The organism is Streptomyces sp. NPDC001450 (assembly GCF_053597295.1).
This window is the reverse complement of the sequence record NZ_JBSFHY010000009.1, coordinates 102273-114897: the sequence shown is the minus strand read 5'-3', so window position 1 is coordinate 114897 and position 12625 is coordinate 102273. Positions and strand designations below refer to the sequence as shown.

Genomic DNA, 12625 nt, shown 5'->3' with positions numbered 1-12625 from the left:
TCGGGGAACTGCGCGACCAGCCACAACGCACCCGCATCCGGCCGGCGGCCCGCAGTTCGACGGCGCGATGCAGAGCCACCGAGAACCCCGCAGTAATATGCCAAGCCCGCCCCCGCCGCACGAACCCCCGGGGTGCGGAGCAGGAGGCACCATGCGACCGCGACCCCCCATCAAGGGCCGAGGCATATTCAGCGGCACAGGACTCATCATCACGGGCCTGGCGGCGACAACCGCAGCGCTGCTCTTCCCGATCTGGTCCTACGCCGACCGATCGGGCACGACCGACGCGAACACCCTCAGCGCACAGACCGTGACGACCCCGTACGGCCCGCTGTCCGCGCAGGACCGGGACCTCGTCACCAAGGTCCGGCTCGCGGGCCTGTGGGAGCTGCCCGCCGGACAGCTGGCGGAGCGGAAGGGGACCACGCAGGCCGTACGCGACGCCGGCCAGCACCTGATCGACGGCCACACCTCCCTCGACGCGCACGTCCGCACCGTCGCCACCCAGCTCGGCGTACCCCTGCCCAACGAGCCCAACGAGCAGCAGAAGCAGTGGCTCGCCACCCTGAACTCGGCGCAGGGTCAGGACTTCGACCGCGAGTTCGCGAGCATCCTGCGACTCGCGCACGGCCGGGTCTTCTCCCTGGTCGCCCAGGTCCGCGCCGGTACCCAGAACTCCCTGGTCCGCGACCTGGCCGACGACGCCGACGCGACCGTGCTGGACCACATCAAGATCCTGGAGGCGACCGGGTACGTCGACTTCTCGGCGCTGGCCCGGGACCTCGCGGCGTCCGCCTCTCCCGTGCCCACGCCCCCGGCGGTCGACCCCGCCTCCGCGGTGCCGGTGGCGCCCTCGCCGTCGACGACGTACTCCCTGCCGCCCGCCGCCGCCGTCCCGCCACCGGCGAACAGCCCCTGACCTGCGGGAAAAGCGGAACGTCACATACCTGCAACACTCGGTCCGGATGGTGAACAGGGCATGGCGTTTCCCAGGCCCCTGGCATAGAAACACGTCATGTTCTGGGTCCTCCTGCTGCTCCTGGCCTGGGCGTTCGCCGGCATCGCGTGCACCCGGCTGTGCGTGGCCGCCGTACACGCCGCGGCCGTCGACACGGACGGCACCGTCGCGAACCACGGCCACGCGCTGACGTTGTACGAGGCGGCCTTCCTGTCCGGCGGCCCCGCGCGGGTCGCCGATGTGACCATGGTGTCCATGGCCCGGCAGCGGCGGCTGCTGCTCGCGCACACCGGGTGGGCCACGGTGGTGGACCCGCGGGGCCACGACGAGATGGAACAGTCCGTCATAGGGGCGATAGGACCAGAAGGACAGTCCCGGATCGCTCCCGTGCGCGCCGCGGCGGCCGGTGCAGAGGCTGTACGCCGGCTCGCCGACGGTCTGGTGCGCGCGGGACTCGCAGTGCCCGACGGCGCGCGTACGACTGTGGCCGCCGGGGTCCGCCAGGTACGCGCCGCCGCTGTGGTCGTGCTCGCCCTGGGCCTGACCGCACTGCTGATGCCCGGTCAGACCGGCATGCCGCGCCTCCTCGTCGCCCTGTGGTTCGCGCTGCCGCTCATCCTCACCCTGAGCTGTCTGGCCATCGCCCGGGTCGAGGTGCATCCGTACTCGCGCTGGGCGTCCCCGGCCGGACAGCGGCTGCTGGGGACGCTGACCCGGCGGTCGGCCCGCGACGGCGACGAGCGCTCCTTCCTCACCTCCGTCGCCGTACGCGGTGTCCGCGCGATCGGCGAGCCCGAACTCCGTGCTGCCTTCACCCACCGCGACCAGCCCTGGCGGGAGTGAGGCCGGACTCGGGGGCGCATCGGGGGCATTGACCGCGACACCCGCCGGGCGGTGCTTGCCTTCGTCGACGGCCGAACGAAACATCCCTTTTGTCGTCGCCGGGGCCGTGGCAGCCGCGCCATCGCCGCCGCGCACGGAAGGGATACGCGATGAGAGCTGCCGCCCTGTACTCGGCCGCCGGTTCCTTGCTCCTGACCACCCTGGCCGCGGCCCCGGCAGGCGGCGCCCCCGCCGTGCCGGGTGCGGCGGAGCTGCACGGGGCCGCGGTGGCCGCCTCGCGCGCCCGTACGGCCGGCGTCGACTTCGGCAAGTGCGCCGCCGAACCGCACGCTCCGGCGGGCATGCAGTGCGGCACGGTGAGCGTCCCGTTGGACTACGCGCACCCCTACGGCAAGCAGATCAAGCTGACCGTCAGCCGGATGAAGGCCACCCACAAGGACCCGCACAACAGCAAGCGGAAGGTGCCCCGGCAGGGCGCCCTCGTCTACAACCCGGGCGGCCCCGGCGCGTCCAGCATGTACTTCCCGATGATCGGCATGATCCCCGAGTGGAAGCGGATCGCCGCCGCCTATGACCTGGTCGGCTACGCCCCACGCGGGGTGGAACGTTCGGCGCCGCTGTCGTGCGTGGACCCCAAGCACTTCTTCAAGGGGCCCACCCAGTCGCCGACACACCCCTCGGAGCAGTACAAGCGCCGGCGCATCGACCAGGCGAAGGCGTACGCGCGCGGCTGTGCCGGGCGGTCGGGCAGCGGGCTGCGGTTCTACAACTCGCTCAACAATGCCCGTGACCTGGACGTCCTGCGGGCGGCGCTGGGCGAGGACCGGCTGACCTTCATGGGAGCGTCGTACGGCACCTACATCGGCGCGGTGTACGCGACGCTGTTCCCCACGCACGTCCGGCGGATGGCGCTGGACTCGGCGGTGGACCCGGACCCGGCGAAGGTCTGGTACCGCGACAACCTCGACCAGTCGGCCGCGTTCGAGGACCGCTGGACCGACTTCCGCGAGTGGATCGCCCGGCACGACGACGTCTACCGGCTCGGCGACACGGCGGCGAAGGTGCAGCGCGCTTACGACACCGCGCGCGGGCGGCTGGCCGCGAAGGCCGCGGACGGGAAGGTCGGGCCGGGGCAGTTGCAGAACGTGTTCCTCAGCGCCGGGTACGACGACGACTTCTGGCCGAGCCGGGCCGCCGCGCTGTCGGCCTATCTGAAGGGCGATGCCGAGCCGTTGGTCCGGCTGGCGGCGCCGAACCCGGAGACGGCCGCCGAGGCCGAGAACGGCAGCGCGGTGTACACGGCCGTCGAGTGCAACGACGCGGCCTGGCCGACGGACTGGAAGGTGTGGGACCGCGACAACACGCGGCTCGCGCGCGCGGCACCGTTCGAGACCTGGGACAACGCGTGGACGAACCTGCCCTGCGCCTACTGGCCGGCGCCCCGGCAGCAGCCGCTGGACGTGCGCACCGGACCCGGTGAGCTGCCGCCGGTGCTGATCCTGGCCGCCGAGCGGGACGCGGCCACGCCGTACGCGGGCGCGCTGGAGATGAACCGGCGGCTGGCCGGCTCGGTGCTGGTGACCGAGCGGGACGCGGGCACCCACGGGATCGGGGGCGGCCCCAACCGGTGCGTCAACGCGCACCTGGACGCCTACCTGCTGGAGGGCCGGCTCCCGGGGCGGCACACGGCCTGCGCACCGCGCCCGGAGCCGAAGCCCGAGGCCCCCGCGGACAACGCCCCCAGGAAGTCCCTGCGGGACTCCCTGAAGGGCAAGGCCGTCTAGGCGAGCCCGGCGACCAGCTCAGCCACGGACTTGCGGCGTCCCGTGAAGAACGGGACCTCTTCGCGGACGTGCATGCGGGCCTCCGAGGCGCGCAGGTGGCGCATGAGGTCGACGATGCGGTACAGCTCGTCGGCCTCGAATGCGAGGATCCACTCGTAGTCGCCGAGCGAGAACGAGGCGACCGTGTTGGCGCGCACGTCCGGGTAGCCGCGGGCCATCTTGCCGTGGTCGGCGAGCATGCGGCGGCGGTCCTCGTCCGCCAGCAGGTACCAGTCGTAGGAACGCACGAACGGGTAGACGCTCACGTAGTTGCGGGGCGTCTCGTCGGCGAGGAACGCCGGGATGTGCGAGCGGTTGAACTCGGCGGGGCGGTGCAGCGCCATGTTCGACCAGACCGGCTCCAGTGCGCGGCCGAGCTTGGTGCGGCGGAAGAGGTTGTACGCCTCCTGCAGCTGGTCGCTGGTCTCGGCGTGCCACCAGATCATGAGGTCGGCGTCGGCGCGCAGGCCGGAGACGTCGTAGGTGCCGCGGATCGTCACGTCCTTGGCCGCGAGCTGGTCGAACAGCTCCTGGACCTCGTCGGCGTAACCCGCACGGTCCTCGGGCAGTACGTCCTTCAGCTTGAAGACCGACCAGAGGGTGTAGCGGATGACCTCGTTGAGGTCCTTGGCCAGCTTGCCCTTGTTCGGGATCCTGCCGGACTCGGTGGTGGGGGCGTCGTCACTCATGGTCCCTATTCTCCCGCTCCGCCGTGCAGGCTCTGCACCGGGTTGGCCGTCAGCTCCCGGACCCCGCTCAGGTCGCCACCCAGCTGGTCCACCGCCGCGTACGCGCTCGCGATGCACGCCGGGATGCCGACGCCGTCGTACTGCGCGCCGCACACCGCGAGGCCCGGCAGCTTGGCGACGTGCTCGCGGATGCGGGCCACGCGCGCGTGGTGGCCCACCGGGTACTGGGGCAGACCGTCGGTCCAGCGGGTCACCCGGGTCCGCAGCGGTACGGCGTCCAGGCCGGTCGCCTCGCGCAGGTCGTGCCGGGAGACGCCGACCAGGTCGGCGTCCTCGCGCTGGAGGATCTCCGTCTCGCCGTAGCGCCCCACGGAGGTGCGCAGCACCACCACGTCGGGGTCCTCGTCCGCGATCCAGCCCCACTTCTGGGAGGCGAAGGTCGACGCCTTGATGGTGCGGCCGTCGACGGGCGGCACCAGGAAGCCGCTGCCCTCGGGGAGGGCGAGGTCGGCTCGGCGGTAGGCGAGGGTGATCAGGGCCATGGAGGCGTACTCGACGGCGGCGAGTTCGGCGGCGGCCTCGGGGGACTCGGCGCGCAGGAGGCCGGCCGCGACGGGTGCGGGGACGGCGACGATCACGGCGTCGGCATGCAGGACACGGTCGCCGGCGACCACGCGCCAGACCGTGTGCGGCCGCGCCGCCGCAGGGGGCTGCGCCGGCGGCGAGCCGACGGCGCCCGCGCGCCCCGAGGTGTCGGGACCACCCGGCTCGGCCACCCTTCTCAGCTCCGTCACCGTAGCGCCGGTGAGGATCTCCCCGCCCCGCGCCCGCACCGCCTCGGCGACCGCGAGCGGCAGCGTGCCCACCCCGCCCTCGATGCCCATGAACACGGGCCCGGCCTGCTGGTTGGCGGCGGCCTTGGCCTGGATGTCGCGGACGGCGGCCGTGAGCGAGTCGTGGGTGCGGGCGGCCTGGAAGAGCTGCGGGACGGCCGAGCGCATCGAGATGCGGTACGCGTCGCCCGCGTACACCCCGCCGAGCAGGGGCTCGACCAGGCGGTCGACGACCTCGTGGCCGAGCCGCGCCGCCACGTACTCCCCCACGGCCACGTCGTCACCGAGCTCCGTGCGGGGCAGTTGGGCGTCGCGCTCGATGCGGGCCAGGCCCTCGTCGGACAGGACACCGGCCAGGGCGTTCGCCGTGCCGGGGACGCCCATCACATGGCCCTTGGGCATCGGGCGCAGGGCGCCGCGCGTCCAGATCGAGGCGGTCGCGGTGGCCGGCGGCTGGAGCCGGTCGGCGAGGCCCACCTCGCGGGCGAGGGCCACCGCCTCGGGGCGGCGGGCGAGCATCGACTCGGCGCCCAGGTCCACCCGGACGCCCGCGATCTCGCCCGGCAGCAGCTTGCCGCCGACCCGGCCGGATGCCTCGAGGACGGTCACGCGCAGCCCGCGCTCCAGCAGCCGGTGGGCGGCGGCCAGCCCGGCGATACCGGCTCCGATGACGACGACACGCTCCGTGCCCGTAGGTGGTCCGCTCATGGGTCCACCCTCTCAGACGCCATTGGCACTCGTGCCAGGGCCATGTGGCCCTGCCGAGTCGTGACCGTGACCACATCGCGACCGCATACCCCAAACGTCCGGCCCGGCCCCGGCGTCCAAGGAGCGTCACAGGTCACCGTCATCGGGGGTACCGCCCATGCGCACACCACGCTCCGCACGTTCCGTCCAGGTCCTGGCCGGGGTCCTGCTCGCCGGCTCGCTCGCGCTCGCCGGGTGCAGCGGCGCGAACGACTCGGGCGACGCGAAGTCCGCCGGGGGCAGGTCGGCACCACAGGCGGGCGCCGCCGATGCCAAGGCGCAGGACTCCGGGCCGGCCCCGAGAGCGCCCAGGCCTACCCCGAGCGCCATCATCCGCACCGCCTCCCTGACCGTCGAGGTCAAGGACGTGCCCAAGGCCCTGGAGGAGGCCCGTACGACCGCCGAGAGCGCGGGCGGCTACGTCGGCAGGGAGAGCACCGGCCGGGACGCCGAGGGCCGCGAGCGGACCCGGGTCGTGCTGCGCGTGCCCACCCAGAAGTACGACGAGGTCCTCGCCGATCTGCAAGGCTCCGGCAAGCTGGTCGAGCGCACGGCGAAGGCGGTGGACGTCACCGACCAGGTCGTGGACGTGGACAGCCGGATCAGGTCGCAGCGGGCGAGCGTGGCCCGGATCCGCGAACTGATGGACAGGGCGACCAAGCTGAGCGACGTCGTCACCCTGGAAGGGGAGCTGAGCAGCCGGGAGGCGGACCTGGAGGCGCTGCTCGCACAGCAGGCGTCCCTGAAGGACCGCACCAGCTTCGCGACCATCACCCTGGCCCTGTCCGAGACGCCCGTGAAGAAGGCCGCCGAGGACGCCACGCCCGGCTTCGTGGACGCCCTGTCGGGCGGCTGGCACGTGTTCGTCACGATGCTGCGCTGGATCGCCCTGACCCTCGGCGCGGTCCTGCCGTTCGCCGCACTCGCGGCACTGCTGGCGCTGCTGTGGCTGCGCGTCGTACGCCCCCGCCTGTCGCGCCACGCCCAGCCCGCACCCGCGACGACGACCGCCGTCCCGCTGCCCCGGGCCCGCCCCGTGCCGGACCCTTCCGGCACGCCCGGCCAGGACTGAAATGATCTCGCCCCGTAGCGTGTTCGCATGAGCATGAGTAGCGGGCGGGGCGGCAGGGAACGGCTGGTCGTGATCGGCGGCGACGCCGCGGGGATGTCCGCGGCGTCGCAGGCGCGCCGGATGCGGGGGCCGGACGAACTGGAGATCGTGGCCTTCGAACGCGGCCACTTCTCCTCCTTCTCGGCGTGCGGGATCCCGTACTGGGTCGGCGGTGACGTGCCCGAGCGGGACCGGCTGATCGCGCGCTCACCGGAGGAGCATCGCGTGCGGGACATCGACCTGCGGATGCGGACGGAGGTCACGGAGATCGACGTCGCGGGACGCCGTGTACGCGCGCGGGACGTCGATCGCGGGGACGAGTCCTGGGTGTCGTACGACAAACTCGTGATCGCGACCGGCGCCCGCCCGATCCGTCCGGACATGCCCGGCGCCGACGCCCCGGGCGTGCACGGCGTGCAGACGCTCGACGACGGCCAGGCGCTGCTGGACTCGCTGGCCCGCACGCGCGGCCGGCGCGCGGTCGTCGTCGGCGCCGGATACATCGGCGTGGAGATGGCCGAGGCGCTGATCAACCGCGGCTACGAGGTGACCGTCGTCAACCGGGGCAGCGAGCCGATGTCCACGCTCGACCCGGACATGGGCCGCCTGGTGCACCGGGCCATGGAGGGCCTCGGCATCACCATGGTGAACGACGCCGAGGTCACCAAGCTGCTCACCGGCGATGGGGGCACCTCCCTGCTCGAGCGAAGCCGAGAGCTTGGGGGAGGCCGGGTCCGCGCGGTGGCCACGGAGGACGCCGAGTACCCCGCCGACGTCGTCGTCCTCGGCATCGGTGTACGCCCCGAGACCGCGCTCGCCCGGGCGGCGGGCCTCCCCCTCGGCACCCACGGCGGCCTGCTCACCGACCTGGCGATGCGTGTGCGCGGCCACGAGGAGATCTGGGCGGGCGGCGACTGCGTCGAGGTGCTGAACCTGGTCTCGGGGCAGGAGCAGTACGTCCCGCTCGGCACTCACGCCAACAAGCACGGCCAGGTCATCGGCACCAACGCCGGCGGCGGTTACGCCACCTTCCCGGGCGTGGTCGGCACGGCCGTCAGCAAGGTCTGCGACCTGGAGATCGCCCGCACCGGCCTGCGCGAGAAGGACGCCCACCGCGTGGGCCTGCAGTTCGAGACCGTCACCATCGAGTCGACCAGCCGCGCCGGCTACTACCCCGGCGCCTCCCCCATGACGGTCAAGATGCTCGCCGAACGCCGCACCGGCCGCCTGCTCGGCGTCCAGATCGTCGGCAGAGAGGGCGCGGCCAAGCGGGTCGACATCGCGGCGGTGGCCCTCACCGCGGGCATGACGGTGGAACAGATGACAGCCCTGGACCTGGGCTACGCCCCACCGTTCTCACCGGTATGGGACCCCGTTCTGGTAGCCGCACGAAAGGCTGCGTCGAAAGTACGGGCAAGGTGACCGGCCCAGGGGGCGCGGGGCTGGGCCGATATGCGGCTCCGCCGCGTGGCCGCGACCAGCCACAACTCACCCGCGCCCCGCGACGCTCCTAAGCAGTCCCACTGATCCGCGGCAATGAAGTGACACCCGTAGCCGACGTCACAGCCGCAGGCTGCTCGGCCGGAGGCTTCGCATGGGAGGCGGACGGCCGAGTCGACCGCAGCCGATAGCTCACCGCCTCGTCCAGCGTCACAGGCCGCTGCATCTGCGAGGCCAGCCGCCCAGCCTCCTGACCGAGTCGCGCAACGTCCTCCCAGGGGAGCCGTACCACCAAAGACAGCTCGGCCTCACCATCTGGCAGAGCATGCATCGCCGAAACCTGCGGAGCTTCCATCGCCTGTCCTCACGTCGGTTGAGAACAGATACGCAAGCCCGCCCGGCCGCGTTCACCGATTCGCGGGTCGCATGGCGGGCAGTACTTCTGTGTGGTCATCCCCGTCCATGACGTGAACCCGGCACGCCGCACGCCCTATGTGACGTACGCGCTCATCGCCGCGAACGTCCTCGTCTTCCTCACCATGCCCGGCATAGCCGGCTCCGTGGCGGGCGGCAGCGATCTGGCGCAGCTGTGCCATCTGCAGGCGTTCATGGACCACTACGCGGCGGTCCCCCGGGAGTTGATCCACCATCAGCTGCCGCAGCTGGTCCCGACGGGCGACGTGGGCGTGGGCCCGCACGGCCCGGGCTGTGTGGTGGGACCGGCCCGCTACCACAAGTCCCCACCCCTGTCCGTGTTCACCGCGATGTTCCTGCACGGAAGCTGGCTGCACCTGCTGGGCAACATGCTCTTCCTGCTGATCTTCGGCAACAACGTCGAGGACCGGATGGGCCACATCCGCTACTTCCTCTTCTACGTCGTCTGCGGCTACGCGGCCGGTTACGGCTTCGCGCTGCTCAACGACAGCTCCGGCGACCCGCTGATCGGCGCGTCCGGGGCGATCGCCGGAGTCCTCGGCGCCTATCTGGTGCTGTATCCGAGGGCGAGGGTGTGGGTCCTCGTCCCGTTCCTGGTCTTCCTGCCGCTCAGGCTGCCCGCCTGGCTGGTGCTGGGCTTCTGGTTCGCCCTGCAGGCGGTGTACTCCTCCGGGCACGGCGTCTCCGGCGCCGGAACGGTGGCCTACGCGGCCCATGTGGTCGGCTTCGCGGCCGGCATGCTGCTGGCCTGGCCGCTCAAGCCCGGCACCCCGCCCCCGCCGGAGCCGCCCCGCCTGCTGTTCGGCAGGCAGGCCCGGCCCCGTCAGGTGTGGTGATCGGGTCCCCTCCGAGCGGGTCCGCTCAGCGGACGCTCGCCGTGTGGACGTAGTCCACGAGCCGGGTCAGCGCGTCCGGGTCGGTGTTGGGCAGCACGCCGTGGCCGAGGTTGAAGACGTGCCCCTCGAGACCGGCGGCCGCGTCCAGCACCTCGCGGGCCCGGGCCTCGACGGTGTCCTTGTCGGTGAACAGGACGGTCGGGTCCAGGTTGCCCTGCAGCGCCTTGCCGGGGCCGACGCGGCGGACGGCCTCGTCCAGCGGGACGCGCCAGTCGACGCCGACGACGTCCGCACCGGCCTCGCCCATGAGCTTCAGCAGCTCACCGGTGCCGACACCGAAGTGGATGCGCGGGACGCCGTACCCGGCGACGGCCTCGAACACCTTCGCCGAGGCGGGCATCACGGACTTCACGTAGTCGGCCGGGGCCAGCGCGCCGACCCAGGAGTCGAAGAGCTGGACGGCCGAGGCACCCGCCTCGATCTGCACCTTCAGGAAGGCAGCCGTGATGTCGGCCAGGCGGTCCAGCAGGTCGGCCCACAGCTCGGGGTCGCCGTACATCATCGCCTTGGCGTTCTCGTACGTGCGCGACGGACCGCCCTCGACCAGGTAGCTCGCGAGGGTGAAAGGCGCGCCGGCGAAACCGATCAGCGGGGTCGAGCCCAGCTCACGGGCGAGCAGGCCGATCGCCTCGGTGACGTAGGAGACGTCCTCGGGGGTGAGGTCGCGCAGCCGGGCGAGGTCGGCGCGGGTGCGGATCGGCTGCTCGACGACCGGACCGATGCCGGGCTTGATGTCGAGGTCGAGGCCGATCGCCTTGAGCGGGACGACGATGTCGCTGAAGTAGATCGCCGCGTCCACGTTGTGGCGGCGCACGGGCTGGAGTGTGATCTCGGTGACCAGCTCGGGCCGCATGCACGACTCGAGCATGGGGATGCCCTCGCGTACCTTGCGGTACTCGGGCAGGGAGCGGCCGGCCTGACGCATGAACCACACGGGGGTGTGCGGCACGGGCTCGCGCCTGCACGCCTTCAGGAAGGCACTGTCGTACGTGGCTGTCGGCTGCTTGCCCGTGGAGGCGTCGTTGGCGGTCACGGGGCAAGTCTCGCACGAGGCCGGTGAGCGGAACGCACGTGGCCACGGCAACATCGGGTGCGGGGTGTGTTGCCCTGCACAAAGCCCCGGTTCCCCTTACTCTTCCCCGCATGGCTGCGGCTCAGGGACGACTGTCGGACGGCGCTGGCGGAATGGACGACGCGAAGGGGAACGCGGAGGCGGAGGGGCATGCGGGCACGGCGGGGCCACCGGCGTTCCGGGCCGCGGTCGAGGCGCTGCGGGCCGCGCGCCTGAGGCCGCAGGTCGAGGTGGAGCCGACGCCCGCACCACAGCGGCTGGCGCCGTACGCGTACGCGGTGGAGGCCGTCGTGGTCGACGGCGAGCAGGAGCTGGCCGACGGCCGGCTTGTGCTGCTGCACGACCCGGCCGGGCATGACGCCTGGCACGGCACGTTCCGGCTGGTGACGCTGGTGCGCGCGGAGCTGGAGCCGGAGATGGCGGCCGATCCGCTGCTGCCGGAGGTGTGCTGGTCGTGGCTGACCGGTGCGCTGCAGGCGCGCGGGTTGACGTACGGCGAGCCGAGCGGCACCGTCACGCGCGCCAGCTCGCACTACTTCGGCGGCCTGGCCGAGCGCCCCGCCGCCTCGCAGATCGAGATCCGGGCCTCCTGGACGCCCCGCGAGGGCCTCGGCGGAGTGCCGGACACCGCCGGCCACCTGGCCTCCTGGTGCGATCTGCTGGCCCAGGTCGGCGGACTGCCCCCGGCCGGACCGGGCGACGCCTCGGTGGTGACCCTGCCGCAGCGCAGGGGTCCGCAGTCCCGGTGACCTGATCGCCGGCCGTATCGGCGTACTGCTCACAGACCTCCGTAATCCTCAGAGACCCCTTGTTGACCATCTCTTTGTCGATACGGCCACTTTCCGCACTCGAATCGCACCAGCCCGAACCGACTCGATCTTCGGATGATCGATCGCGTGTCCGAATTGCACGGATTGTTACTCACTAGATCGTGATCATTCTCTAAAGGCGGACGCGTTTACTGCCGAAGACGACTGTGACCTTGAAAGCACGGTTCGTCCCGGCTTCATCCCCACAAGCCGGCCCCGCCCCCCCACCCCAGGAGGCCTGGTGTCCGTTCTCCTCGAGCAGCCCGCAAGCCTGGTCGCCTACCGCCCGAACAAGCCGACCGCCATGGTGGTCGTGGCCGACCCCCGCGTCCGCTCCACCGTCACCCGCCATCTGTGGGCGCTCGGTGTCCGCGATGTCATCGAGGCCTCGTCCATCGCGGAGGCTCGTCCCCGCATCGGCAACCCCCGCGACATCTGCGTCGCCGACGTCCACCTGCCCGACGGCTCCGGCCTGACCCTGCTGTCCGAGACCCGCGCCGCCGGCTGGCCCAACGGGCTGGCGCTCTCCGCCGCCGACGACATCGGCGCCGTCCGCAACGCCCTGGCCGGCGGGGTCAAGGGCTACGTCGTCACCGGCACCCGGACGAACATCGGGCTCCCCACCCGACCCGGCGCCGCTCCCCTCGGTGCCGCCGCCCGGATGCACCGCCGCCCCCCGGGTGCTCCGAGCCACCCGGGCGGCTACCGCGAGCTGTCCGGACGCGAGGTCGAGGTGCTGCGACTGGTCGCGGAAGGCCAGTCGAACAAGGCCATCGGCGTCTCGATGGGCCTGTCCGCCCTGACCGTGAAGAGCCACCTCGCCCGCATCGCGCGCAAGCTCGGCACGGGCGACCGGGCCGGAATGGTCGCCGTGGCCCTGCGCACCGGAATCATCCACTGAGCCCCTGCCCCTAAGCCCTTTGAGCCCCTGACCGGCACCGCCGCCAAGTCGCACGGCGGAACCCTGGG

General features: G+C 72.3%; 12 protein-coding genes. 8 read left to right on the top strand and 4 right to left on the bottom strand.

The features are described 5' to 3' along the window. The first annotated feature begins 151 nt into the window (after positions 1-151). The 3 genes from ACWC5O_RS12390 (at position 152) to ACWC5O_RS12380 (ending at position 3585) form a co-directional block, all read left to right on the top strand. The gene (locus tag ACWC5O_RS12390; RefSeq protein ID WP_450586599.1) at positions 152-919 is read left to right on the top strand and encodes a DUF4142 domain-containing protein; all 768 of its coding nucleotides are present in this window, start codon (positions 152-154) and stop codon (positions 917-919) included. A gap of 96 nt (positions 920-1015) precedes the next feature. Further along, positions 1016-1801 (top strand): TIGR04222 domain-containing membrane protein, encoded by a 786-nt coding sequence (locus ACWC5O_RS12385; protein ID WP_450586597.1) that lies wholly within the window; start codon positions 1016-1018, stop codon positions 1799-1801. A gap of 149 nt (positions 1802-1950) precedes the next feature. Continuing rightward, the gene (locus ACWC5O_RS12380; protein ID WP_450586595.1) at positions 1951-3585 is read left to right on the top strand and encodes an alpha/beta hydrolase; all 1635 of its coding nucleotides are present in this window, start codon (positions 1951-1953) and stop codon (positions 3583-3585) included. Here the strand turns inward: ACWC5O_RS12380 and hemQ are convergent. Both hemQ and hemG read right to left on the bottom strand, forming a co-directional pair. Then, complete coding sequence (hemQ, locus tag ACWC5O_RS12375; RefSeq protein WP_450586593.1) at positions 3582-4313, bottom strand: hydrogen peroxide-dependent heme synthase; 732 nt, start codon at positions 4311-4313, stop codon at positions 3582-3584. The two genes, ACWC5O_RS12380 and hemQ, sit on opposite strands and share 4 nt — an antisense overlap. A gap of 5 nt (positions 4314-4318) precedes the next feature. Further along, positions 4319-5854, bottom strand: a complete 1536-nt coding sequence (gene hemG, locus ACWC5O_RS12370; RefSeq protein WP_450586591.1) for a protoporphyrinogen oxidase — start codon at positions 5852-5854, stop codon at positions 4319-4321. Positions 5855-6011: 157 nt separating this feature from the next. Between hemG and ACWC5O_RS12365 the strand changes: the two genes are divergently transcribed. Together ACWC5O_RS12365 and ACWC5O_RS12360 are read left to right on the top strand one after the other, a co-directional pair. After that, complete coding sequence (locus tag ACWC5O_RS12365; protein WP_450586589.1) at positions 6012-6965, top strand: DUF4349 domain-containing protein; 954 nt, start codon at positions 6012-6014, stop codon at positions 6963-6965. Between the two features lie 27 nt (positions 6966-6992). Further along, the gene (locus ACWC5O_RS12360; protein ID WP_450586587.1) at positions 6993-8426 is read left to right on the top strand and encodes an FAD-dependent oxidoreductase; all 1434 of its coding nucleotides are present in this window, start codon (positions 6993-6995) and stop codon (positions 8424-8426) included. Between the two features lie 88 nt (positions 8427-8514). Here the strand turns inward: ACWC5O_RS12360 and ACWC5O_RS12355 are convergent, their stop codons facing one another. Then, positions 8515-8775 carry a hypothetical protein gene (locus tag ACWC5O_RS12355; protein WP_450586798.1) on the bottom strand — a complete coding sequence of 87 codons (261 nt, stop codon included), beginning with the start codon at positions 8773-8775 and terminating at the stop codon, positions 8515-8517. A gap of 115 nt (positions 8776-8890) precedes the next feature. Between ACWC5O_RS12355 and ACWC5O_RS12350 the strand changes: the two genes are divergently transcribed. Continuing rightward, the gene (locus tag ACWC5O_RS12350; RefSeq protein ID WP_450586585.1) at positions 8891-9715 is read left to right on the top strand and encodes a rhomboid family intramembrane serine protease; all 825 of its coding nucleotides are present in this window, start codon (positions 8891-8893) and stop codon (positions 9713-9715) included. A gap of 25 nt (positions 9716-9740) precedes the next feature. On the opposite strand, the gene hemE is transcribed toward ACWC5O_RS12350, so the two are convergent. After that, positions 9741-10808 (bottom strand): uroporphyrinogen decarboxylase, encoded by a 1068-nt coding sequence (gene hemE / locus ACWC5O_RS12345; protein ID WP_450586583.1) that lies wholly within the window; start codon positions 10806-10808, stop codon positions 9741-9743. A gap of 110 nt (positions 10809-10918) precedes the next feature. On the opposite strand from hemE, the gene ACWC5O_RS12340 reads away from it, so the two are divergent. Continuing rightward, positions 10919-11596 carry a DUF3000 domain-containing protein gene (locus tag ACWC5O_RS12340; RefSeq protein WP_450586581.1) on the top strand — a complete coding sequence of 226 codons (678 nt, stop codon included), beginning with the start codon at positions 10919-10921 and terminating at the stop codon, positions 11594-11596. Between the two features lie 301 nt (positions 11597-11897). Continuing rightward, entirely contained in the window at positions 11898-12557 is a 660-nt protein-coding gene (locus ACWC5O_RS12335; protein ID WP_030777669.1) for a response regulator transcription factor, read from the top strand. Positions 12558-12625 lie beyond the last annotated feature (68 nt).

Excerpts from the sequence above, each read along its gene's own strand:
- ACWC5O_RS12355 (WP_450586798.1), bottom strand. The coding sequence starts at position 8,775 with ATGCATGCTCTGCCAGATGGTGAGGCCGAGCTGTCTTTGGTGGTACGG.
- ACWC5O_RS12390 (WP_450586599.1), top strand. The coding sequence starts at position 152 with ATGCGACCGCGACCCCCCATCAAGGGCCGAGGCATATTCAGCGGCACA.
- hemQ (WP_450586593.1), bottom strand. The coding sequence starts at position 4,313 with ATGAGTGACGACGCCCCCACCACCGAGTCCGGCAGGATCCCGAACAAG.
- ACWC5O_RS12365 (WP_450586589.1), top strand. The coding sequence starts at position 6,012 with ATGCGCACACCACGCTCCGCACGTTCCGTCCAGGTCCTGGCCGGGGTC.
- ACWC5O_RS12340 (WP_450586581.1), top strand. The coding sequence starts at position 10,919 with ATGGCTGCGGCTCAGGGACGACTGTCGGACGGCGCTGGCGGAATGGAC.
- ACWC5O_RS12380 (WP_450586595.1), top strand. The coding sequence starts at position 1,951 with ATGAGAGCTGCCGCCCTGTACTCGGCCGCCGGTTCCTTGCTCCTGACC.
- ACWC5O_RS12360 (WP_450586587.1), top strand. The coding sequence starts at position 6,993 with ATGAGCATGAGTAGCGGGCGGGGCGGCAGGGAACGGCTGGTCGTGATC.
- ACWC5O_RS12385 (WP_450586597.1), top strand. The coding sequence starts at position 1,016 with ATGTTCTGGGTCCTCCTGCTGCTCCTGGCCTGGGCGTTCGCCGGCATC.
- hemG (WP_450586591.1), bottom strand. The coding sequence starts at position 5,854 with ATGAGCGGACCACCTACGGGCACGGAGCGTGTCGTCGTCATCGGAGCC.